Source organism: Paraburkholderia sp. LEh10 (genome assembly GCF_017814945.1).
Lineage (GTDB): Bacteria > Pseudomonadota > Gammaproteobacteria > Burkholderiales > Burkholderiaceae > Paraburkholderia.
On record NZ_JAGIPX010000004.1, the window covers coordinates 170,437 to 193,120 of the forward strand.

The 22,684-nt window shown below is 65.0% G+C and carries 16 protein-coding genes; 5 read left to right on the forward strand and 11 right to left on the reverse strand.

What is annotated here, in order from left to right; all coding sequences use genetic code 11:
- Positions 1-8: 8 nt before the first annotated feature.
- The 6 genes from J8I87_RS05025 to rpsB all read right to left on the reverse strand — a co-directional run bounded on the left by J8I87_RS05025 (position 9) and on the right by rpsB (position 5,116).
- Positions 9-830, reverse strand: a complete 822-nt coding sequence (locus J8I87_RS05025; protein ID WP_209930339.1) for a CDP-archaeol synthase — start codon at positions 828-830, stop codon at positions 9-11.
- A complete protein-coding gene (gene uppS, locus J8I87_RS05030) occupies positions 824-1,606 on the reverse strand; it encodes a polyprenyl diphosphate synthase (protein ID WP_209930340.1) in 783 nt (260 codons plus the stop codon). Before uppS ends, J8I87_RS05025 begins: the two co-directional genes overlap by 7 nt.
- A 73-nt stretch (positions 1,607-1,679) precedes the next feature.
- On the reverse strand, positions 1,680-2,240 hold the full coding sequence (gene frr / locus J8I87_RS05035) for a ribosome recycling factor (protein WP_209930341.1): 561 nt from the start codon (positions 2,238-2,240) through the stop codon (positions 1,680-1,682).
- 97 nt (positions 2,241-2,337) lie between these two features.
- Complete coding sequence (gene pyrH / locus J8I87_RS05040; protein ID WP_209930342.1) at positions 2,338-3,051, reverse strand: UMP kinase; 714 nt, start codon at positions 3,049-3,051, stop codon at positions 2,338-2,340.
- A 240-nt stretch (positions 3,052-3,291) separates the two neighbouring features.
- Positions 3,292-4,173 (reverse strand): translation elongation factor Ts, encoded by an 882-nt coding sequence (gene tsf / locus J8I87_RS05045; RefSeq protein WP_209930420.1) that lies wholly within the window; start codon positions 4,171-4,173, stop codon positions 3,292-3,294.
- A 190-nt stretch (positions 4,174-4,363) separates the two neighbouring features.
- Entirely contained in the window at positions 4,364-5,116 is a 753-nt protein-coding gene (gene rpsB, locus J8I87_RS05050; RefSeq protein WP_087735373.1) for a 30S ribosomal protein S2, read from the reverse strand.
- Positions 5,117-5,576: 460 nt separating this feature from the next.
- On the opposite strand from rpsB, the gene map reads away from it, so the two are divergent.
- Genes map through J8I87_RS05065 form a run of 3 tightly spaced genes read left to right on the forward strand, consistent with a single transcriptional unit; the run spans position 5,577 to position 10,917 of the window.
- Positions 5,577-6,389: a type I methionyl aminopeptidase gene (gene map, locus J8I87_RS05055; RefSeq protein WP_209930343.1), complete on the forward strand. Its 813-nt coding sequence runs from the start codon at positions 5,577-5,579 to the stop codon at positions 6,387-6,389.
- A gap of 22 nt (positions 6,390-6,411) precedes the next feature.
- The gene (locus J8I87_RS05060; RefSeq protein WP_209930344.1) at positions 6,412-8,991 is read left to right on the forward strand and encodes a [protein-PII] uridylyltransferase; all 2,580 of its coding nucleotides are present in this window, start codon (positions 6,412-6,414) and stop codon (positions 8,989-8,991) included.
- Between the two features lie 6 nt (positions 8,992-8,997).
- Positions 8,998-10,917, forward strand: a complete 1,920-nt coding sequence (locus J8I87_RS05065; RefSeq protein WP_209930345.1) for a pseudouridine synthase — start codon at positions 8,998-9,000, stop codon at positions 10,915-10,917.
- 118 nt (positions 10,918-11,035) lie between these two features.
- On the opposite strand, the gene def is transcribed toward J8I87_RS05065, so the two are convergent.
- Together def and ligA are read right to left on the reverse strand one after the other, a co-directional pair.
- Positions 11,036-11,569 (reverse strand): peptide deformylase, encoded by a 534-nt coding sequence (gene def, locus J8I87_RS05070; protein ID WP_007580570.1) that lies wholly within the window; start codon positions 11,567-11,569, stop codon positions 11,036-11,038.
- On the reverse strand, positions 11,566-13,617 hold the full coding sequence (gene ligA / locus J8I87_RS05075) for an NAD-dependent DNA ligase LigA (RefSeq protein WP_209930346.1): 2,052 nt from the start codon (positions 13,615-13,617) through the stop codon (positions 11,566-11,568). The genes def and ligA overlap by 4 nt, the downstream gene beginning before the upstream one ends.
- 250 nt (positions 13,618-13,867) lie before the next feature.
- Here ligA and J8I87_RS05080 point away from each other — a divergent pair, with 250 nt between their 5' ends.
- A complete protein-coding gene (locus J8I87_RS05080) occupies positions 13,868-14,698 on the forward strand; it encodes a hypothetical protein (RefSeq protein WP_209930347.1) in 831 nt (276 codons plus the stop codon).
- A 125-nt stretch (positions 14,699-14,823) separates the two neighbouring features.
- On the opposite strand, the gene J8I87_RS05085 is transcribed toward J8I87_RS05080, so the two are convergent.
- The 3 genes from J8I87_RS05085 to J8I87_RS05095 form a co-directional block, all read right to left on the reverse strand.
- A complete protein-coding gene (locus J8I87_RS05085; protein WP_209930348.1) occupies positions 14,824-16,062 on the reverse strand; it encodes a cell division protein ZipA C-terminal FtsZ-binding domain-containing protein in 1,239 nt (412 codons plus the stop codon).
- Positions 16,063-16,221: 159 nt separating this feature from the next.
- A complete protein-coding gene (smc, locus tag J8I87_RS05090) occupies positions 16,222-19,740 on the reverse strand; it encodes a chromosome segregation protein SMC (RefSeq protein WP_209930349.1) in 3,519 nt (1,172 codons plus the stop codon).
- A gap of 167 nt (positions 19,741-19,907) precedes the next feature.
- Positions 19,908-20,906 (reverse strand): DMT family transporter, encoded by a 999-nt coding sequence (locus J8I87_RS05095; protein ID WP_209930350.1) that lies wholly within the window; start codon positions 20,904-20,906, stop codon positions 19,908-19,910.
- 476 nt (positions 20,907-21,382) lie between these two features.
- On the opposite strand from J8I87_RS05095, the gene dapC reads away from it, so the two are divergent.
- Positions 21,383-22,600 (forward strand): succinyldiaminopimelate transaminase, encoded by a 1,218-nt coding sequence (gene dapC, locus J8I87_RS05100; protein WP_209930351.1) that lies wholly within the window; start codon positions 21,383-21,385, stop codon positions 22,598-22,600.
- The last annotated feature ends 84 nt before the right edge of the window (positions 22,601-22,684 follow it).

Below are 22,684 nucleotides of genomic sequence, written 5' to 3' on the forward strand. Positions count from 1 at the left end.
CTCTTTCTCTAGCCGAGCAGCAGCATCGCGAGCGGCAGCACCGGCAACAAGGCGTCGATGCGGTCGAGCACGCCGCCGTGGCCCGGCAGCAGGTTGCTCGAATCCTTCACGCCGGCCTGGCGCTTGAGCATCGACTCGAACAGATCGCCTACCACGCTGAACACGACCAGCAACGTCAGCGTGGCAAACGCACGGGCAGCACCGAGGTGCTCGACCAGCGCGGAAAACAGGGTCGGCGCGAACGCATGGGTGGCGACGGCAATGGCCGCGACGATCATGACCGCGAGCCACCCGCCGATCGCCCCTTCCCACGTCTTGCCGGGGCTGATCGAGGGCGCGAGCTTATGCTTTCCCAACGCCTTTCCAGCAAAGTATGCGCCGATATCGGCCAACCAGACCACCAGCAGCAGGGAAAGCACGAACGGCACGCCCGCGATGCGCGCCGCAACCAGCGCATGCCAGCAGCCGGCGAACACGACCACGCCCGCCAGCAGCAGGAACGGCCGCCACGCGCCTTGTGCGAGGGTCGGCTTGCGCAGCAGAACGAACGGGCCGGCGAATATCCAGAAGATTGACGACGCCTCGAACAGCGGCCGCGGCGCGACGAACCCCGTGCCGAGCTTCGTGCTGGCAACCAGCGCCAGCGCCGCGACGATCGCATAGACGACGGGACCGGCGCCCGGCAGCTTGAGCAGCCGCGCCCACTCCCATGCGGCGAACACGACGACGAACGCAATCAGCGCGCCGAAGCCGCCGATCGGCGCCCAAAGCGTGACGGGGAGAAGGATGGCCAGCAGGACGATCGCCGTGATGACACGGGTTTTTAGCATGGAAGCGAATCGGCGTTTTGCGATTGCGGTTCGAGCTGCGCGCTCGTGCGGCCAAAGCGCCGCTCGCGCCCCGTATATGAGGCGATGGCGCGGCCGAGCGCGTCGGCGTCGAAATCCGGCCAGAAGGTGTCGGTGAAATAGAACTCGGTGTACGCGAGCTGCCACAGCAGAAAATTGCTGATGCGCTGCTCGCCGCCCGTGCGGATGAACAGATCCGGCTCGGGCGCGTAAGCCATCGCGAGATGCCCGGCGAAGGCTTCTTCGCTGACTTCGACGGGACGGCCCGCCGCCACCGACTGCTCGACCAGCTTGCGGGTCGCCTGCATGATGTCCCAGCGGCCGCCGTAGTTCGCGGCGATCGTGAGCGTGAGACGGGTATTCTTCGCCGTCTTGGCTTCGGCGCGCGCGATCAGGTCCTGGATCTTCCGGTCGAACATCGACAGATCGCCGACGACCCGCAAACGGATACCGTTGGCGTGCAGCTTGCCGATTTCGCGCTCGAGCGCGGTGACGAACAGGCGCATCAGGAACGACACTTCATCCGTCGGGCGACGCCAGTTTTCGGAGCTGAATGCGAACAGCGTCAGATATTCGACGCCTTGCCGCGCACAGGCCTCGACGGCCGCGCGCACGGCGTCGACGCCGCGCGTATGGCCCGCGACGCGCGGAAGACGGCGTTGAGTCGCCCAACGGCCATTGCCGTCCATGATGATCGCGATGTGACGCGGTACGGCTGCGACGTCTGGAACGCGAACGGTTGAGCTGGTGTAGGTCATGGCCGTTGGGTAAGGCTGCAAGGAAAGAATGGATGATCAATGAAAGTTTTGATGTCTGGTGTGCGCCAGACCTTCAAACCGTCATGATCTCGCCTTCCTTGGTCTGCACGAGCTTGTCGATTTCGGCCACGAACTTGTCCGTGAGCTTCTGGACGTCGTCGCCGGCGCGGCGCTCGTCGTCTTCCGAAATCTCCTTGTCCTTCACGAGCTTCTTTAGCTGCTCGTTCGCGTCGCGGCGCAGGTTGCGCACGGCCACCTTGGCCGTTTCGCCTTCGCTCTTGACGACCTTCGTCAGTTCGCGGCGGCGCTCTTCCGTCAGCGCTGGCATCGGCACGCGGATCAGATCGCCGTGCGTCGCCGGGTTCAGGCCGAGATCCGATTCGCGGATCGCCTTTTCGATCACGGAGACCATCTTCTTTTCCCACGGCTGCACGCCGATCGTACGTGCGTCGACGAGCGTCAGGTTCGCGACCTGCGAGATCGGCACGGGCGAGCCGTAATAGTCGACTTGGATATGATCGAGCAGGCCCGTGTGCGCACGGCCCGTGCGGATCTTCGACAGATCGTTCTTGAACGCGTCGAGCGAGCGCTGCATTTTCTGTTCAGCGCCTTTCTTGATGTCAGCCACAGACATGATTAAACCTCCGAACCTTCAAAACGATGCGGGCCCGCCAGCGCGCGCGAGGCGCAGCCTCGGGCCCGCGTTCAAGCCCACAGACGTGAACGAGAGTTTACACGTGGACGAGGGTGCCCTCGTCCTCGCCCTGCACGATGCGCTTGAGCGCGCCCGGCTTCACGATCGAAAACACGCGGATCGGCAGCTTCTGGTCGCGGCACAGCGCGAACGCCGTCGCGTCCATCACCTGCAGATTGCGTCCGATTGCCTCATCGAAGCTGATCGACGAATAACGCGTCGCCGACGGGTCCTTCTTCGGGTCGGCCGAGTAGACGCCGTCCACCTTGGTCGCCTTCAGCACCACCTCGGCGCCCACTTCCGAGCCGCGCAGCGCCGCCGCCGTATCGGTCGTGAAAAACGGGTTGCCCGTGCCGGCCGCGAAAATCACGACCTTGCCTTCTTCCAGCTGGCGAATCGCGCGGGGACGGATATACGGCTCGACGACCTGATCCATGCGCAGCGCCGACTGCACGCGCGCCTCGATGCCAGCGTGACGCATTGCGTCCTGCAACGCCAGCGCGTTCATCATCGTGGCCAACATGCCCATATAGTCGGCCGTTGCACGGTCCATGCCCGCTGCGCCGCCCGCCACACCGCGAAAGATGTTGCCGCCGCCGATCACCACCGCGAGTTGCGTGCCGAGACGCACCACTTCGGCCACATCCGCCACCATTCTTTCGATCGTCGCGCGATTAATGCCGAATGCATCATCGCCCATCAGGGCTTCGCCAGAGAGTTTGAGGAGGACGCGTTTATAGGCAGTGGGCATAGAGATATCCAGATCGCGCTGAGCAGGGCAAAAAAGCCGCCAAACAACAAGGAACTAACTGTAGGGGTGAAATACGGGTTCGGGCAAGCACCGCCAGATTGACCCGCCCAAACGATCGTTCGAGGCCTGTCAAAGACGGCTGCGACGCGTTTTCGCATGCGCAGCCCGGCGGTGCAGCCGCCGCGGCGAAGTCCAGCCCCGCCGCGGGTGAAACGGTAATGCGTAAAACTTAAACGAAGCTTATTGTTGCTTTGCAGCAGCAACTTGCGCAGCCACTTCAGCCGCGAAGTCGTCCTGGCGCTTCTCGATGCCTTCGCCCACGACGAACAGCGAGAACTTCTGCACGCTCGAGTTCGCCGCCTTGAGCATCTGCTCGATCGTCTGCTTGTCGTTCTTCACGAACGGCTGGTTCAGCAGCGACACTTCCTTTAGATACTTCTGCACCGCGCCGTCGACCATCTTCGCGACGATCTCAGCCGGCTTGCCCGATTCGGCCGCCTTCTGCTCGGCGATGCTGCGCTCCTTGGCGATCAGATCGGCGGGAACGTCGTCCGACGACAGCGAGACCGGCTTCATTGCGGCGATGTGCATCGCGACGTCCTTGCCGACCTGCTCGTCCGCGCCCGTGTACTCGACCAGCACGCCGATGCGCGTGCCGTGCAGATAAGCAGCCAGCTTGTTCGACGTTTCGAAGCGCGCGAAACGGCGGATCGACAGGTTTTCGCCGATCTTGCCGACCAGCGCCGAGCGCACTGCGTCGACCGTCGAGCCTTCGAGCGGCAGCGCCGACAATGCAGCGACGTCAGCCGGGTTCTGCTTGACGACCAGTTCGGCGACCTGCTTCGAGAATGCGTTGAAGTCGTCGTTCTTCGAAACGAAGTCGGTTTCGCAGTTCAATTCGACGATTGCGCCGACGCCGCCTTCAATGAACGAAGCGATCACGCCTTCAGCCGTGACGCGCGACGCCGCCTTGCTCGCCTTGTTGCCGAGCTTGACGCGCAGCAACTCTTCCGCGCGCGCCATGTCGCCGTCGGCTTCCGTCAGCGCCTTCTTGCACTCCATCATCGGCGCATCCGTCTTCGCGCGCAGTTCTGCCACCATGCTTGCGGTAATTGCCGCCATCATTCGCTCCTTGAGTCTGTCTGTCACACGCCGCCCGCATTCGATGCCGGCGACAGAATTTTGCTTCCATGCAGCGCCCGTTTATTTCGTGCGCCGCCGCGCGCATCTCGCTGCGCGCTTATTCGGATCGTCGCGGCTTAAAAAAAGGGGGCCTATATAGAGCCCCCTTTTTTGCCGGACACAGGGCGCTTTACGCTTCCCCGTTGACCTCGACGAACTCGTCGCCGTCGCCGCCGCGGGCAGCCTGCACGACTTCGTTGACCGCGTTAGCACGGCCTTCGAGGATCGCGTCAGCGACGCCTTGCGCGTACAGCGTAACAGCCTTGCTCGCGTCGTCGTTGCCAGGGATCACGTAATCCACGCCTTCCGGCGAATGGTTCGTATCAACCACGGCGATGACGGGCACGCCCAGCTTGTTCGCTTCCGTCACGGCAATCTTGTGGTAACCGACGTCGACGACGAAGATCGCGTCAGGGATACCGCCCATGTCCTTCACGCCGCCGATCGACTTTTGCAGCTTGGCGATTTCGCGTTCGAACAGCAGCGCTTCCTTCTTGCTCATCTTTTCGAGCTCACCTGCCTCGACTGCCGCTTCCATGTCCTTCAGGCGCTTGATCGAAACCTTCAGCGTCTTGAAGTTGGTCAGCATGCCGCCGAGCCAGCGTGCGTTGACGTACGGCATGCCAGCGCGCTGCGCCGCTTCAGCGATCGTGTCGCGCGATTGACGCTTCGTGCCGACGAACAGGATCGTGCCGCGGTTCGCTGCCAGTTGACGCACGTACTTCAGCGCGTCGTTGTACATCGGCAGCGTTTTTTCGAGGTTGATGATGTGAATCTTGTTGCGATGGCCGAAGATGAAGGGCGCCATCTTGGGGTTCCAGAAGCGCGTCTGGTGACCGAAGTGGACACCGGCTTCCAGCATTTGACGCATGGTAACTGCCATGAAAATCTCCGCTAGGGTTGGGTCTTAAGCCGGCTGCCGTATCCGCCGCGCCGCCCCCCATTTTGGGAAGACCTGACGCCGCGAACACCCTGGGTGCGCCGGCTTGCGAATCTCGCGATTTCGGCTGGATTTTGGCTGTTTGCTTCCGCCTTCCAATCCGCGAGGAAGCCCGCCGCCTTATGAACACCGCACACTGCATATTCAGACTGGCGATTGACTTAGCCAATGAGTATAGCATGCACGCATTGCAGGACTCAACCTGCCCGGCAGCACGAGCCCGCCATGCCGGTTGCACCTGCCAGACATGCGACATACGGCCAGGACGCGGCGGACAACCATCAGCAAGACGGCCAACCCCGCCGCGGCAAGCGCCGCCCCCGCCTCGCGCCCGAGCAAAAGCCTGCGACAGCGGAAATAAGGTGCGATAATTCGACGATAGACCGCATTTCAGGCCCGACTCATGGCTATTACGCTCAAAAACGAAGACGATATCGCGCAGATGCGCATCGCCGGACGGCTCGCGAGCGAGGTGCTCGACTACATCACGCCGTTCGTCAAGCCCGGCGTCACGACGGGCGAACTCGACCGCCTTTGCCACGAATACATGACGAACGTGCAAGGCACGATTCCCGCGCCGCTGAACTATCAGCCGCCCGGCTATCCGCCGTTTCCGAAGGCCGTCTGCACGTCGGTGAACGACGTGATCTGCCACGGCATTCCCGGCGACAAGGCGCTGAAGAACGGCGACGCGCTCAATATCGACGTCACCGTGATCAAGAACGGCTATTACGGCGACACGAGCCGCATGTTCATCGTCGGCGAGGGCTCGATCATGGCGAAGCGCCTCGTCCAGACCACGTACGAATGCATGTGGCTCGGCATCGAGCAGGTGCGCCCGGGCGCGCATCTCGGCGACATCGGCTACGCGATCCAGAAGCACGCGGAAGGCCTCGGCTATAGCGTGGTGCGCGAGTATTGCGGTCACGGCATCGGCCAGGTGTTCCACGACGACCCGCAGGTTCTGCACTACGGCCGCCCGGGCACGGGGATCGAACTGCAGGCTGGGATGATTTTCACGATCGAGCCGATGATCAACGCCGGCCGCCGCGAGATCCGCACGATGCCCGACCAGTGGACCGTGAAGACGAAGGACCGCAGCCTGTCCGCGCAATGGGAGCACACCATCCTCGTCACGCCCACGGGCTACGAAGTGCTGACCGTCTCGGCCGGCACGCCCGCGCGTCCGCAGATCGCCGCCACCGCCACCGCCTGATGACCGTTGCCGCCCGCCGCCTATGAGTAGCGTTCCCGCTGTCGCCCGTTCCGATGCCACGTCTCTCAAGGCGGACTACAAGGTGGCCAAGACCCCGCTGCTCGATCGCTTCAAGACCGCGTCCAACGTCGACACACTGATGCGCGCACTCGCGCGCATCACCGACGAAGCGCTGCGCGGCGCATGGGCCGCGTGCGATTTGCCCGCGTCGCTGGCCCTGATCGCGGTCGGCGGCTACGGGCGCGGCGAACTCGCGCCGCACTCCGACATCGACATTCTCGTGCTGCTGCCCGACGAGCCGGTGCCGCACCTCGAAGCTCGGATCGAGCGCTTCATCGGCCTTGCGTGGGACCTCGGGCTCGAACTGGGCAGCAGCGTGCGCACGGTGTCCCAGTGCATCGAGGAAGCCGCGAACGACGTGACCGTGCAGACCTCGCTGCTCGAAGCTCGCCGTATCGTCGGCAGCACGGCGCTGTTTGAGAATTTTTCGCTGCGCTACCGCGACGCGCTTGATCCGCGTGCATTTTTCCAGGCGAAAGTACTGGAAATGCGCCAGCGGCATGCGAAATTCCAGGACACGCCCTACGCGCTCGAACCGAACATCAAGGAAAGTCCGGGCGGCTTGCGTGATCTCCAACTGATTCTCTGGGTCACGCAGGCGGCCGGATTCGGCAGCAGCTGGCGCGAACTGGACGCACGTGGCCTCATCACCGACCGCGAAGCGCGTGAGCTGCGCCGCAACGAGGGCTTTCTGAAGACGCTGCGGGCACGCCTGCATGTGCTCGCCGGACGCCGCCAGGACATTCTGGTGTTCGATCTGCAAAATCCGCTCGCCGAGAGCTTCGGATTCAAGGCCACGTCCGCGCGCCGCGCAAGCGAGCAGCTGATGCGCCGTTACTACTGGGCCGCCAAGGCAGTCACCCAGCTTGCGACCATTCTGATCCAGAACATCGAGGCTCAGCTTTTTCCGAGCACGAGTGGCATCACGCGCGTCTTGTCCGATCGGTTTGTCGAAAAGCAAGGCATGCTGGAAATCACCGCCGACGATGTGTTCGAACGCGAGCCGAACGCGATCCTCGAAGCCTTCCTGCTGTACGAGGAGACGCCGGGCGTCAAGGGCCTGTCGGCGCGCACGCTGCGCGCGCTGTACAACGCACGCGACAAGATGGACCACCATTGGCGCCGGGATCCCGAAAACCGCCGGCTGTTCATGGAAATCCTGAAGCAGCCGCAAGGCATCACGCACGCGATGCGTCTGATGAACCAGACCAGCGTGCTCGGACGTTATCTGCTGAATTTCCGCCGCATCGTCGGACAGATGCAGCATGACCTGTATCACGTCTATACGGTCGACCAGCACATTCTGATGGTGCTCCGGAACATGCGACGCTTCGCCGTCGCCGAGCATGCGCACGAGTACCCGTTCTGCAGCCAGTTGATCGCCAACTTCGATCGTCCGTACGTGCTGTACGTAGCCGCGCTGTTTCACGACATCGCGAAGGGCCGCGGCGGCGATCACTCCGCGCTCGGCATGGCCGATGCGCGCCGCTTCTGCCGTGATCATGAACTGTCCGCCGACGATACCGCGCTGATCGTCTGGATGGTCCAGCATCATCTGACAATGAGCCAGGTCGCGCAGAAGCAGGACACGAGCGACCCCGAGGTGATCAAGCGGTTTGCGGGCCTGGTCGGCACGGAGCGGCGTCTGACGGCGCTGTATCTGCTGACCGTCGCCGATATTCGCGGCACCAGCCCGAAGGTTTGGAACACGTGGAAGGGCAAGCTGCTCGAAGACCTGTACCGCGCGACCCTTGCCGTGCTCGGCGGCGCCCGCCCCGACGCGCACTCCGAACTGAAGCAGCGCCAGGAAGAGGCGCTCGCGCTGCTGCGGCTCGAGACGGTGCCTGAAAACGCGCACCGCACGCTGTGGGACAAGCTCGACGTCGGCTACTTCCTGCGCCACGACGCCGCCGATATCGCGTGGCAGACTCGCGTGCTGCACCGACATGTCGAGACGCAGACGCCGATCGTGCGCGCGCGGCCGTCGCCCATCGGCGAAGCGTTGCAGGTGCTCGTCTACGTAAAGGACCGCCCTGACCTGTTCGCGGGCATTTGCGCGTATTTCGACCGCAATTCGCTGTCCGTCCTCGATGCGCGCGTAACGACCACGCGGCACGGCTACGCGCTAGACAACTTCCTGGTCGCGCATACGGAACGCGATGTCCATTACCGCGATATCGCCAATCTCGTCGAGCAGGAACTGGCGGAGCGGCTGGCGGCCGAAGGCACGCTGCTGCCGGAGCCGTCCAAGGGGCGTCTGTCGCGCCTGTCGCGGACTTTCCCCGTTACGCCGCGCGTCGACCTGCGGGCCGACGAGCGCGGCCAGTATTACATCCTGTCCGTGTCGGCCAACGACCGGCCAGGCCTTCTTTATTCGATCGCGCGCGTGCTGGCCGAGCACCGGGTCGGCGTCCATGCGGCGCGGATCAATACGCTCGGCGAACGCGTCGAGGACGTGTTCCTACTCGATGGACACGGCCTCTCGGACAACCGACGACAAATCCAAGTCGAAACGGAGCTGCTGCGCGCGATCGCAGTGTGAGATTTCATGCGAGTCAAACTGACAGCCAAGCATCCGCGGCCGGCTTCGGCCGAGCGCACTCCAGTGCGTCCGGGCAGCAGCACTGCCCGCAAGCCGACGCGGCCAGCCGCCAAAGCCACTTCTTCCGCCGGGCCGCGCGAGCGCGCCGGGTCCTCGACGGGGCCGTCCGACGGAAGTCGTGGCGCGGCATCGTCTGGCGAAGCGGCGAGCCGTCCTGCCCGCAAAACGGCAGGTACGGCGGGAGAACGCCGCGGCCCGTCGACGGCAACCCGCAGCGGTGCACCGGCTCGCGCGACCGCGAGGCCCGCACGGGCGTCGGGCGCGCCGGGCGCCGCTTCTGCGCGCGAGGGAAGCGCAGCGGGCTCGTACGAGCGCCGTTCGACGACTGACCGTCCTGCGCGAAAGGACGGTGCGGCCGCGAGCGGAGGTTTTCGCCGCGACGCAGGCGCACGAACCGACCGTCCTTCACGCGGCGCCGGTGCGGCGAGCACGGGCGAACGCGCGCCGCGCTTTTCGCGTGACAGCGAAGCTCGCGGCACACGCCGCGTTCCTCGCGACGGCGAAGAGCGCCGCACGACGCCGCGTGCGCCCCGCACCGCGGACGGTGCGCCGCCGCGCGAACGCGCTGAGCGGCGCACTCGCGGGGACGCAGACGGCGCACGTGACACGTTCGCGACACGCACACCGCGCGAACGCGGCGAATCGCCCCGTGCCCGCCATACCGATGAGCGCGGCGGCTTCGACGCGCGCCGTCCCCGCAGCGAAGGCGCCCCGCGTCGTGCAGCCGGCGAGCGATCGTCGGACACGCGCAGCGAGCGCTCGTACGCACGACCCGTCAATGCCACGTATCAGAGTCGCAATGGGCCGTCGGAGCGTCGCCCTCGCGGCGAGGGCGTCACTCAACGCGCGCGCAGTGACGACGCCGAAGCGCACGGCGAGCGCCGCTACGCGAAGCCTGTCAAAGGCGGCTATGCGGAGCGCGACGACGACGCTTCGCGTAAAGCCGCGCCTGCGCCGCGTGCCAGCAAAGCCAAACGCGACACCCGCTCGCTCGAAGACAGCTTCGACCGTCCGGCGCGCTTCAACCGCCCTGCGGAGAAGCCTGCCCGCAAATCGCGCCCAGCTGCAGAACCGCGCCACCGCGACGAAGGCGAATACAACGACGCGCCGGGCAATCTGCGCCTGTCGAAGCTGATGTCCGAACTCGGCCTGTGCTCGCGCCGCGAAGCGGACGAGTGGATCGAAAAGGGCTGGGTCAAGGTCGACGGCGTCGTCGTCGATACGCTCGGCACCAAGGTCCGTCCTGACGCCGATATCCAGATCGACCCCGCTGCCCAGGCCGCGCAGCTCAAGCAGGTGACGATTCTCGTGCACAAGCCCGTGGGCTATGTGTCGGGCCAGGCGGAAGACGGCTATGAGCCGGCTGTCACGCTCGTCAAGCCCGAAAACCGCTGGGACGGCGACCGCACCGACATCCGCTTTTCGGCCGCGCATCTGCGCCAGCTCGCGCCGGCAGGCCGTCTCGATATCGACTCGACGGGGCTGCTGGTGCTGACGCAGGACGGCCGCATCGCGAAGCAACTGATCGGCGGACATTCGGAGGTTGACAAGGAATATCTGGTGCGCGTTGCGTTCGGCGACATCGAAACGGACGTCGAGCATCAATTCCCGGCCGAAAGCCTCGCGAAACTCCGCCATGGGCTCGAACTCGACGGCGTGCCGCTGAAGCCGGCGATGGTCAGCTGGCAGAACGGCGAGCAATTGCGCTTCGTGCTGCGCGAAGGCAAGAAGCGCCAGATTCGCCGCATGTGCGAACTGGTCGGCTTGCATGTCGTGGGTCTGAAGCGCGTGCGGATGGGCCACGTGATGCTCGGTGCGCTACCGCCCGGGCAGTGGCGTTATCTCGGCCCGGACGAGTCGTTCTGAGGCCTGCTTGCCTTGAGGTCTGCGGCGCAACGCGCCTGACGTGAAAAAGCCCGCTTTACGCGGGCTTTTCTATTTCACGGCACAGAACCAACGACGAAACCAGGACAGTGCCGCAGACTCAGTCGTCCGATTTCGGATCGAGGTCGGGAAACAGCACCTCGGTAAAACCGAACTTGGAAAAATCCGTGATCCGCATCGGATATAGCTTGCCGATCAGGTGATCGCATTCGTGCTGGACGACGCGCGCATGAAAACCTTCGGCGACGCGATCGATTGGTTTGCCGAACTGGTCGAAGCCGTGATAGCGGATCATCGACAGACGGCTCACCGCGCCTCGCAGTCCCGGCACCGACAGACAGCCTTCCCAGCCCTCTTCCGTATCCAGCGATACGGGCGTGATGGTCGGGTTGATCAGCACGGTCTCGGGCACCGAGGGCGCATCCGGATAGCGCTCGTTATGGCCGAAGCCGAAGATCACGACCTGCAGATCGACGCCGATTTGCGGCGCGGCGAGCCCCGCGCCGTTCGCGTCGTGCATCGTCTCGAACATGTCCCGGACGAGCTCGTGCAGCTCGGGCGTGTCGAAGTGGTCGACGGGCTTGGCGATACGCAACAGGCGCGGATCACCCATCTTGAGGATTTCGTGGATCATGTTGTGTGCCCCTCCAGGAGCTTACGCATACCATCTTCGTCGAGCACGGGGATGCCAAGTTCCTCGGCTTTCGCGAGCTTGCTGCCCGCTTCCGCACCGGCCACCACGTAATCGGTCTTCTTCGACACCGAGCCAGCCACCTTCGCACCCGCCGCTTCCAGCAACTCCTTCGCTTCGTCACGGCCCATGCCGGGCAGCGTGCCCGTCAGCACGACTGTCTTGCCCGCCAGCACGCCCTGCGGCGCCTTGGGCGCGGGCGGCCCTTCCTGCCAGGTCACCTTGCCGGGCGCGCGCAACTGCTCGATGACCGTGCGGTTGTGTTCCTCGGCAAAGAACTGATGGATCGCTTCGGCGACGATGGGCCCGACGTCGTTGACCTCAAGCAGTTCTGCGACGGTCGCGTTCATGATCGGATCGAGCGCGCCGAAGTGCTTTGCCAGATCCTTCGCCGTCGATTCGCCGACATGCCGGATGCCCAGCGCGTAAATGAAGCGCGCAAGCGTTGTGTGCTTGGCCTTTTCGAGCGAATCGAGCAGGTTCTGCGCGGACTTGTCGGCGAAGCGGTCAAGTTCGGCGAGCGTCGCGAAACCGAGATTGAAAAGGTCGGCGGGTGTGCGCACCAGATTCAATTCGACCAGCTGATCGATGATCTTTTCGCCCAGGCCGTCGATATCGAGCGCGCGCCGCTGCGCGAAGTGCCACAGAGCCTGCTTGCGCTGCGCGGGACAGAACAGGCCGCCCGAGCAGCGCGCAATCGCTTCATCCGGCAGGCGTTCGATCGCGGACCCGCACACAGGGCATTGCGTCGGCATCACGAACTCGCGCGCATCCACTGGCCGACGATCGAGCAGCGCGCTCACCACTTCGGGAATCACGTCGCCCGCGCGCCGCACGATCACGGTATCGCCGATCCGAATGTCCTTGCGGCGAACCTCGTCCTCGTTGTGCAACGTCGCGTTCGTCACCGTCGCGCCGCCGACGAACACGGGCTCCAGCCGCGCCACCGGCGTAATGGCACCCGTGCGGCCGACCTGCACGTCGATCGCCACGAGCTTCGTGAGCGCTTCCTGCGCCGGGAACTTGTGCGCGAGCGCGAAACGCGGTGCGCGCGACACGAAACCCAGCGCGTCCTGCTCGTCGCGGCGGTTCACCTTGTAGACGACGCCGTCGATGTCGTACGGCAGCGTGTCGCGCTTCTCACCCACCTGACGGAAAAAGCCAAGCAGTCCTTCGGCACCCTGAACGACGGCGCGCACGCTGTTCACGGGCAAGCCCATCTCGTGATACCAGTCGAGCAGTTCGCTATGCGTAGCGGGCATCTCGATACCGTCGAGCACGCCGATGCCGTATGCGAAGAACGATAGCGGACGCTGCGCGGTCATCTTCGGATCGAGCTGCCGCAAACTGCCCGCCGCTGCATTGCGCGGGTTTGCGAACTCGCGCTGGCCCGCGTCGCGCTGACGCTGGTTCAGCTTGTCGAAATCGCGCTTGAACATCAACACTTCACCGCGCACGTCGATCAGCTTCGGCACGTGCTTGCCCTTCAGCGTGAGCGGAATCGAGCGTATCGTGCGCACGTTTTCAGTCACGTCCTCGCCCGTTGCGCCGTCGCCGCGCGTCGCCGCCTGCGTGAACTTGCCCTCTTCGTAGCGCAACGAAATGGCGAGCCCGTCGAACTTGAGCTCGCACGCGTAATCGACGGGCGAATGAGCCAGCGTGTCGGCCACGCGCTTGTCGAAGGCTGCGATGTCTTCGTCCGAGAAGCCGTTGTTGAGCGATAGCATCGGCATGTCGTGCACGACGGGGCTAAAGCCGCTCGCCACTTCGCCGCCGACCCGCTGCGTCGGCGAATCCGGCGTGATCAGGTCCGGGTGCTCGCTCTCGATCAGTTGCAGCTCTTTGAACAGCTTGTCGTATTCCGCGTCCGGCAGGTCAGGGTGGTCGAGCACGTAGTATGCGTGGTTCGCGCGTTCGAGCTCTGCGCGCAGCCACAACGCCCGCTCGGCGGGTGCGCTGGTTGCTGGATCCGGGACTTTGGTTCGGGACATCTGTCGGCGTTTCGGCGGAAGTAACGAGATGCCAGATTATCTCAGGAAGCGCTTGCTGTCGCATCGGCCGAATGGCCAGTTAGGTGCGCCCGGAAACCGAACATACAGGCCAGGTGCCCCGACAAATCCTGGCCGAATGGCTAGTCCTCATGCAAAACGTTGACAGTCCTTGTCCCGCGATGCGACCTTGTCGCCTGCCATCCGTCCATCGCATCGCCTGCGTACGCATCGACAAGGGGAACTGTCATCCATGCATTCATCCGTCACCCGCTTCGCGCGGGCTTTGCTCATGCTGCTCGCCGTCCTCGCGGCATGCCACGCGAATGCCGCGCGAGCGAGCGAACAGGTGATCAATATCCCGCTGGAACAAGGCGCATCGATCTCCTGCCTACTCACGCAACAGGACGGCAACCAGCCGCATTGGGTGCTCGTGATGTTCCCCGGCAGCGAGGGCGATCTCGAACTGTCGCAACGGCCTGACGGCACCATCCATATGCGCGAGAAGAACAACTTCCTGATTCGCGCTCGCCATCTTTTCGTAGACTCGCAGTTTGCCACCGCGATCGTCGATACGCCGACGGATCAGCCAGGGGGCTATTCGGACGCGTTCCGCGCATCGCCGCGATCCGCTGCCGATCTCGGGCGGGTCGCGGCAAATCTGCGCGCCCGCTTCCCTCAGGCGAAGCTGGTGCTGGTCGGCACGAGCCGCGGCACGATTTCGACGGCCTATGTGGGACGCGCGTTACCTGACGCGTGGGACGCCGTCGTGCACACGTCGACGCTCAGCAGTCCCACGCGCGGCAAGGCTACGTCGCTGATCGGCTTCGACTACGGCGCGATTCGCGCGCGGCAGCTCTTTGTTCATCACGCCGACGACGGCTGCTTCCTCTGCTCGTACGAAGCGCTCAAGCGCATCGCGGACAGCGGCCAATACGCGCTGATCACCGTGCATGGCGGCGACGCACGTGGCAAGCCCTGCGAAGCGCTGTCGCATCACGGGTTCTACGGAAGGGACGAAGCCGTCGTTGCCGCGATCAAGGCGTGGATCGGCGCGCAGCCGTGGCCGGACGACGTCGGATGACATCGCGCGGGATTGCGCGCATCGCCGGGCAATGCGGGTTGCGCGTCGCAAACGAAAACCGCCCGATGCATCGATCATCGGGCGGCTTGTCCGGTGGCAACGCGCGTCATCACGCGCAAGCGTGCTTACTGACTGAACAGTCGCCGCGTCGCGGGCGAGCCCGCCGGAATGCCCGCTTGCTCGAGCTTTGCGTAGAGCGTCATGAGCTGCTTCTCGATTGCGAGCAACGCGCTTTCCGGCAGCGGCCGGCGGCCGTCGTCGACCACCCGCCCGCCGATGCGCTCCGCCAGCGACTTCGCGTAATCGCACATCAGGCGGAAAGGCAGAATGTCTTCGTCGGCGACGGGCACGTCGAGCACCAGCGTGATCATCTGGCCGCCCTTGAAATTAAGGTCGTCGCGCAGGAAGTTGGTGTCGCCGAACTGCAGCATGAACACGGGGCTCTGCTTCGCGTCGAGCTTGACGAAGCGCGTGCCGTCGCGCGACAGCAGCAGTCCGTCTTGCGACGCCACCGCCTGCACGTAGTTCGCGGACCACGGCGCGCCGTCGGACAGCACGTTGATCGACAGTTGCGCGTCGCACTGCGCGGCAAAGCCGTCGAGCTCGCGCGCCATCGACACCGTCTCCATCATGTCCGGAAATTCGGGCGAAGCGTCGAGCGCGTCAGCGAACTGCTGCACGCCCGTCACGAACTCGGAGAATTCCAGTTCGTTGAGCGGGCCGCTACGGTTCGCGAGTTGCGCGGCCGCGCGCAGGTCTTCGTAGCGCACGCCATTTTGCAGCAGCTCCCACCCACCACCGCCTTCCGGCTTTCCTTCGATATGCACCGGCTTGCTGCCCGCGCGACGCAGCCGCTGCGAGAGCGGCAGCACCTTGTCGCCCGTGACGGGCGCCTGCAACCGGATGGGCACGATGCAGTCGATACGCCTGTCGACGATGGCCGGCGGCGCCGAGGAAATCGTCGTCGCAGCAGGCATGATCGGCTCGTTGCGCGTGTCGTCGGCCTGTTGCTCGACAGCCGGTTGCACTTCGGCTTCTTCTTCGGGGAAGCCGTTCGGCGAGGTGTTCTCCGCCTGGATGTCGGCGGGCGTGTCGAGGGGCGCCACGCCACCGAAGGTCGGCTCGACGCGCGCCGCTTGCGCAGCCTCGCTCGCCGCGGGCTCACGGCGCGCCGTCGGGCGCGCCGGCTCGATGAATGGGCTCTGCTCGGGCTGGTCGTCCCGAGCCAGCGACTCCGCCGTGTCAGTGGGCATCGGGCGCGGCATCCTGCGGCGCACCTTCGCGCCCTGCCATGCGTTGTAGACCACCACACCCCCGACCACCACGGCGCCCGCGCCAATCAAACCGAGTGTCAACTCGTCCATGCACGCTCCATCTGCAATTCTTATCGTCGCTGCACGCCACGCCTCGTCCGCGCGGCCGGCACGCCGCGCGCGCCGCCGCTGCGGGCGCGGCGCGCAGCGAATTCAATTCTGTTTCAGCAACACCCGCTCGCGGCCTGAACGTAGCGCGCGGGTGGACGTTCAAACGATATTCTGGACAAATCCCGCAGCCGTTTCCATGTCGACGGCAACGATCCGCGACACGCCCTGCTCCTGCATCGTCACCCCGATCAGCTGCTGCGCCATTTCCATCGCGATCTTGTTGTGGGAAATGAACAGGAACTGTGTTTTGTCCGACATCGCGCGCACGAGGTTCGCGAAACGCTCGGTGTTCGCGTCGTCGAGGGGCGCGTCCACTTCGTCCAGCAGACAGAACGGCGCAGGATTCAGCTGGAACATCGCGAACACTAGGGCCGTCGCCGTCAGCGCTTTCTCGCCGCCCGACAGCAGGTGAATCGTCGAGTTCTTCTTGCCCGGCGGCTGCGCCATCACCTGCACGCCGGCATCGAGAATCTCGTCGCCCGTCATGATGAGCTTCGCCTGGCCGCCGCCAAAAAGACGCGGGAACAGCTCGCCGAAATGACGGTTCACTTCGTCGAACGTGCCTTGCAGCAGCGTGCGCGTTTCCTGGTCGATCTTGCGGATCGCGTCTTCGAGCGTTTCGATCGCGTTCGTCAGGTCGGCCGATTGCGCGTCGAGGAACGTCTTGCGTTCCGTCGCCGCCTTCAGCTCGTCGAGCGCGGCCATGTTGACGGGGCCGAGCGCCGTGATCGCGTTGTTGATGCGCGTCACTTCGCCCTGCAGGTACGACGGCTTCATGTCCGGCGTGAGCTTTGCCTGCAATTCGGCTTCGTCGACGCCCGCCGCCGTCAGCTGTTCGATGAACTGCTCGGCATTCAGGCGCGCCGCCTGCTCCTTCAACTGCAATTCGGTGATGCGCTCGCGCAGCGGCTGCAACGCCCGCTCCGTCGTCAGCCGCAACTCATCGGACTGACGCAGCTTCGCGGTCAGATCGTCGAGTTCGAGACGCGCCGCGTGCAACGCCTCTTCCTTCGCGCGGCGGATTTCGAGCGCGTCCTGCAAGCCCGTGTGCGCCGTCTGCTCATTGATCGTTTCGAGTTCGGCGCGCGCGTCTTCGAGCGAGCCCGCGACGCGCTCGCTCTGCTCGTGCGCGACCTGGATGCTGCGCTTCAGTTCGTCGATGCGGTTCGCCATGTTGCGAGCGGCGAAGCGTGCGTCGGTGGCGGCGCGCTCGAGCTCGCGCGACTCGTTGCGCGCGCTGCTGAGTTCTTCGTCGAGCGCTTCGAACGCGAGCTGGTTGTCTTCGAAACGCGCCTGCAATTCGGCGAGTTCGGCGTCATGGCGCTCGAAGTTCGCTTCCGATTCCGTACGCAATGCGCGCTGCTCTTCGATCTGCGCGCGGATCTCTTCGAGTTCCTCGCTGATCTGCGTGCTGCGTTGCGTGTAGCGCTCGTGCGCCTGCGTGAGCTTGAGCACGTCCATTTGCAGCGCGTGCACGCGCTGGGTCGCGCGCTCGGCTTGCTGACGCACTTCCGTCAATGCATTCGATGCCTGCGTATGCGCGGCTTCCGCGCGAATCGCCGCTGCCTTCGCTTCCTCGGCGAGCAGCGCCTGCGCGCGCACCTGGCGGTTCAGATTTTCGATTTCCTGCTGACGCGCGAGCATACCCGCCTGCTCGGAATCGGCGGCATACAACTGCACGCCGACGCGCGTCACCACATGCCCCGCCTTCACGACGAACGCGCCGCCTTCGGGCAATTGCGCGCGCATCGACAGCGCCTGCGCGAGGTCGTCGGCGACGAACGCGTTGCCGAGCCAGTCGTTGAGCACGGCGCGAATACCAGCGTCGTCGATGCGCACCAGCGACAGCAGCGGACGCAGCGAAGGCGGCGCGGCGACGGGCTGCCCGGCAGCGGGCGGCGCGTAGAAAGCGAGCTTGGCGGGCGGTGCATCGCTGACGAAGTGCTTCACCCAATCGAGGTTCGACACTTCGAGCGCGGCGAGACGCTCGCGCAACAGCGATTCGAGCGCCGTCTCCCAACCGGCTTCGACATGCAGCTTCTTCCACAGACGCGGCAACGCGCCCAGCTCGTGCTTGTCGAGCCACGGCTGGATCTTGCCTTCCGTCTGCACGTTCTCCTGCAACTGGCGCAGCGCGGCGAGGCGTGCTTCGAGCTGGTGGATCTGCGCGCTTTCGGCCTGCACGCGCTCCTGCGCGGCGCGGCGCTCGCCGTCGAGGCGCGGCAGCGTTTCCTGAGCGTCGGCGAGATGCCCTTGCGCGTCATGCAGAATCTCTTCATGCTCAGCAAGCTGCATGCGCAGTTCTTCGAGCTGCGCCTCATCGGGCGCATCGAGACCACCCGCTTCCGTCTTCAGTCGCTCGTGACGCTGCTGAAGCTGCTGCAATTGCTGATCGGCGTTACGTTGATGCGCCGCTTCGAGCTTGATCGCCTGCTCCGTCTGCGCGATGCCGGCGCGCTCTTCGTTCAGTTGCGACTGCGCATCGCGCCAGCGCGCTTCGAGCGCGGGCAGTGCGTCGTGCTTCGCGGCGGCCGCCTCTTCGGCGATGACGGCTTTTTCTTCGCCTTCCTCGAGTTGCGCCTGCGCGTCTTCGAGATCGTCCTGCGCCTTTTGCGCCTGCGCGAGCCACTGCTCACGCTGCGCCGTCAGCGCGGCGATCTGCGCCTGCACGCGGTTGCGCGACTCGACGATGAACTTGATCTCGGCTTCGAGCCGGCTCACCTCGGCGTTCGCTTCGTAGAGCGCGCCTTGCGCGCCCTGCATCGCGTCGCTGGCCGAATAGTGCGCGACGCGCAGCGTTTCCAGCTGCGCCTCGACTTCGCGCAGCTTCGCGGTATGCGCTTCGAGGTCGATCTGCGCCTGTTCGATCGCGCGCTTCTGCTTGTCCTGCTCGGTGCCCGCTTCGTTCTTGCGCAACAGCCACAAGAGGCGCTGCTTCTCTTCGCCTTCGGCTTGCAGCTCCTTGAACTTCGTCGCGACGACCGCTTGCGCTTCGAGCTTTTCCAGATTCGCCGTCAGTTCGCGGACGATGTCCTCGACGCGCGTCAGATTCTCGCGCGTGTCGTGCAGACGGTTCTCGGTTTCGCGGCGGCGTTCCTTGTACTTCGACACGCCCGCGGCCTCTTCGAGGAACACGCGCAGTTCTTCGGGTTTCGCCTCGATGATCCGCGCGATCATGCCCTGCCCGATGATCGCGTACGCACGCGGGCCAAGACCCGTGCCGAGGAAGATGTCCTGGATGTCGCGGCGGCGCGCGGGAAGATTGTTGATGTAGTAGCTCGACGTGCCGTCGCGCGTCAGCACGCGCTTGACGGCGATTTCGGCATACTGGCCCCACTGTCCGGCCGCGCGGCCGTCGGCGTTGTCGAACACGAGTTCGACGCTGGCGCGGCTGCCCGGCTTGCGGGCCGTCGAGCCGTTGAAGATCACGTCCTGCATCGACTCGCCGCGCAGCTCCGAGGCGCGCGATTCGCCGAGCACCCAGCGCACGGCATCGATGATGTTGGATTTGCCGCAGCCGTTGGGACCGACCACGCCGACGAGCTGGCCCGGAACCTGGAAATGCGTGGGATCGACGAATGACTTGAAGCCAGCGAGTTTGATCGAGGTCAGACGCACGGCGATATCGCTGTTTGGAAAATAATTTATGGAAACGGAACGCGCGGGTTCGATGTGTGAACCGTCTCAGGACGCTTGCCCTTCGAGCGGCACAACGGAGCGCGAGCCCGCTGCGATTCCGGCGCCGCGGCGCGCGCTTCGCTGCACCGCCGGCCAATGAGGGGCAATCATACCATCGCGCGTGGGCGATTCTTACCGTCGTTATCGGGGTTGGCGTCTGCCGGATTGGGATTGGCGCCCATCTTCGCGCTGTCGCCCGCGCCCGCGCCGTCGCCCGCCTTCGTCCGATGCACCCAGCTCGACAGTGCGGAAGCCAGCACGATGCACGCACCACCCGCCCATTCGCGCGGACCGGGCACCTCGCCGGCAAAAAGCCATGCCGTCAGCGCCGTCACGACGATCTCGAACAGCATGATGATCGACGCGCGGTTTGCCGGCACGCGCGCGAGCCCGTATTGCACGAGCATGTTGTTGGTCGCGAGTACCAAGCCGATTGCTAGCACGAGGAACACGGCCATGCCGATGTCAGCGCCCGCTGGCGGCGTCGGCATCGACTCGAACAGCGACGCGCATGAACCGAAGATGGCCGCGCCGCCGAAGATGACGGCCGTGCGCATCTCGGCCTTCATGCGAGGCAACTCGCGGCTCGTCTTCAGGATCAGCACGTTGCTCATCGCGAACGACATGCCCGCCGCGAGCCCTGCCCATTCGGCCAGGCTGCCCGGCACGGGAAGCCCGAGCTGCGGCGACCAGAGCATCATCATCGCGCCCGCAAGCGACAGCGCGGCAAGCCCCGCGCCCGCCCACGTCAGCCGTTCGTGCAGGATGAAATGCGCGAAAAGCGCAGTCCACGCGGGTGTCAGATAGAACAGCAGCAGCACGCGCATCACCTGGCCGTGAATCGCGCCCCACACGAAGCCCAGATTGGTGATGCCCGCGAACAGCGCGAGCGCGGGCAGCAGCCAGTGCCAACGGACCGTTTTGATCGCGCTGCGCCGCACGAGCAGCACGAACAGGCAGCCGGCGCCGCTCGTCAGTGCGCTCGCCGCCGTGCCCGTCACGCCGAGCGCGTTCAGCATGCGCAGCGGATACCAGACCATGCCCCACACCGACGCGCCCATCATGATCGCGAGCGTCGGCCATGCGTTGCGAAGCGAGGGGTTCATCACGCGGCGCTCCCCGCGACGCTCAGCCCCTGTGCCATGCGATGCCTGCCTTGCACTGCCTGCCTGTGTTGCCTGTCACGGACGGCGGCGGCGCGCGGCCGCTGCCTGCCGTGGCCTTCGCATCCTTTACCGTTGCATCGGGGTGTTGCCCGCATTGCTTCTCCTGAATCCTGCTGTTGGCGTGCCTGCCGCTTCGCGCTCGCATTGCCGATGCGCGGCGCTTGCCTGCATTCGCGCATGCTCCCCGCAAACCCTTGTCCAATCGGACGATACGCCGTGCCGCAGCCCGCCGACACGCTATAATCGACCGCTCGTCGCCCGTGCCGCCGTCGCCCGTGCCGATATCCGAGCGCCTCCCGCCGTGCCGCGCGGCTGCTTGCGCAGTCGCTTCGGCACACTGGGATGGTGAGCATCGTAGCCGCCACGCGCCGCCTTCACCTGTGTCAGTCCGTCTCCGAACACGTCCGATCCGCCAAGTGAACCCGCTACTCGATTCCCTTCAGCCCTATCCCTTCGAAAAGCTGCGCGCGCTCTTCAAGGACGTTACGCCGCCCGCAGATCTCGCGCACATCAGCTTCGGGATCGGTGAGCCGAAACATCCGACGCCCGAGCTGATCCGCAACGCCGTGATCGATTCGCTCGGCGGCCTCGCCGCATATCCCGCCACGGTCGGCGCGCCGGCGCTACGCGAAGCGATCGCGAAGTGGGTCATGCAGCGCTACAGCCTGCCGAACGTCGATCCGGCGACGCAGGTACTGCCCGTATCCGGCTCGCGGGAAGCGTTGTTCGCGCTCGCGCAAACCGTGATTGACCCGAAGAAGGACGCGAAGGGCGAGCCTGCGATCGTACTCTGTCCGAACCCGTTCTATCAAATCTACGAAGGCGCGGCGCTGCTGGCGGGCGCGCAGCCGTATTTCGCCAACAGCGACCCGAAGCGCAACTTCGCGTGCGACTATTCGGCCATCCCCGAGGACATCTGGGCGCGCACCCAGCTGCTCTACGTCTGCTCGCCGGGCAATCCGACGGGCGCCGTGCTCACGCTCGACGACTGGCGCGAACTGTTCGACCTGTCGGACCGTCACGGCTTCGTGATCGCATCGGACGAATGCTACTCCGAGATCTATTTCGACGAGGCGCGCCCGCCGCTGGGCGGGCTGGAAGCGGCGCACAGGCTGGGCCGCGGCTTCGAGCGGCTGGTGATGCTGTCGAGCCTCTCGAAGCGCTCGAACGTGCCGGGCATGCGCTCGGGCTTCGTCGCGGGCGATGCGTCGATTCTCAAGCAGTTCCTGCTATACCGCACATATCACGGCGCGGCCTTGTCGACGGTCTATCAGACCGCGAGCATTGCCGCGTGGAACGACGAGACGCACGTGCGCGAAAACCGCGCGAAGTACGTGCAGAAGTTTTCGACCGTCACGCCGATGCTCGCCGACGTGCTCGAGGTCAAGCTGCCCGACGCCGCGTTTTACCTGTGGGCGAACGTTGCGCGCACGGGCCTCTCCGATACCGAGTTCGCCCAGCGTTTGTACGCCGACTATAATGTGACGGTTCTGCCCGGCTCGTATCTGGCGCGCACCGCGCACGGCACGAACCCCGGCCGCGATTTCGTCCGCCTCGCGCTCGTCGCAGGCATCGACGAATGCACGGAGGGCGCACAGCGGATCGTCGACTTCTGCCGCGCTTTACAGGCTTGACCTCGGGCTCGACGCCGGGTTCGGCCTCGGGTCGAGCCCGGCTGGTTGCACGCGCCGCCGTCGCGCTCGACGCTCATCCGCTTT

Excerpts from the sequence above, each read along its gene's own strand:
- J8I87_RS05025 (WP_209930339.1), bottom strand. The coding sequence starts at position 830 with ATGCTAAAAACCCGTGTCATCACGGCGATCGTCCTGCTGGCCATCCTT.
- uppS (WP_209930340.1), bottom strand. The coding sequence starts at position 1,606 with ATGACCTACACCAGCTCAACCGTTCGCGTTCCAGACGTCGCAGCCGTA.
- frr (WP_209930341.1), bottom strand. The coding sequence starts at position 2,240 with ATGTCTGTGGCTGACATCAAGAAAGGCGCTGAACAGAAAATGCAGCGC.
- pyrH (WP_209930342.1), bottom strand. The coding sequence starts at position 3,051 with ATGCCCACTGCCTATAAACGCGTCCTCCTCAAACTCTCTGGCGAAGCC.
- tsf (WP_209930420.1), bottom strand. The coding sequence starts at position 4,173 with ATGGCGGCAATTACCGCAAGCATGGTGGCAGAACTGCGCGCGAAGACG.
- rpsB (WP_087735373.1), bottom strand. The coding sequence starts at position 5,116 with ATGGCAGTTACCATGCGTCAAATGCTGGAAGCCGGTGTCCACTTCGGT.
- map (WP_209930343.1), top strand. The coding sequence starts at position 5,577 with ATGGCTATTACGCTCAAAAACGAAGACGATATCGCGCAGATGCGCATC.
- J8I87_RS05060 (WP_209930344.1), top strand. The coding sequence starts at position 6,412 with ATGAGTAGCGTTCCCGCTGTCGCCCGTTCCGATGCCACGTCTCTCAAG.
- J8I87_RS05065 (WP_209930345.1), top strand. The coding sequence starts at position 8,998 with ATGCGAGTCAAACTGACAGCCAAGCATCCGCGGCCGGCTTCGGCCGAG.
- def (WP_007580570.1), bottom strand. The coding sequence starts at position 11,569 with ATGATCCACGAAATCCTCAAGATGGGTGATCCGCGCCTGTTGCGTATC.
- ligA (WP_209930346.1), bottom strand. The coding sequence starts at position 13,617 with ATGTCCCGAACCAAAGTCCCGGATCCAGCAACCAGCGCACCCGCCGAG.
- J8I87_RS05080 (WP_209930347.1), top strand. The coding sequence starts at position 13,868 with ATGCATTCATCCGTCACCCGCTTCGCGCGGGCTTTGCTCATGCTGCTC.
- J8I87_RS05085 (WP_209930348.1), bottom strand. The coding sequence starts at position 16,062 with ATGGACGAGTTGACACTCGGTTTGATTGGCGCGGGCGCCGTGGTGGTC.
- J8I87_RS05095 (WP_209930350.1), bottom strand. The coding sequence starts at position 20,906 with ATGAACCCCTCGCTTCGCAACGCATGGCCGACGCTCGCGATCATGATG.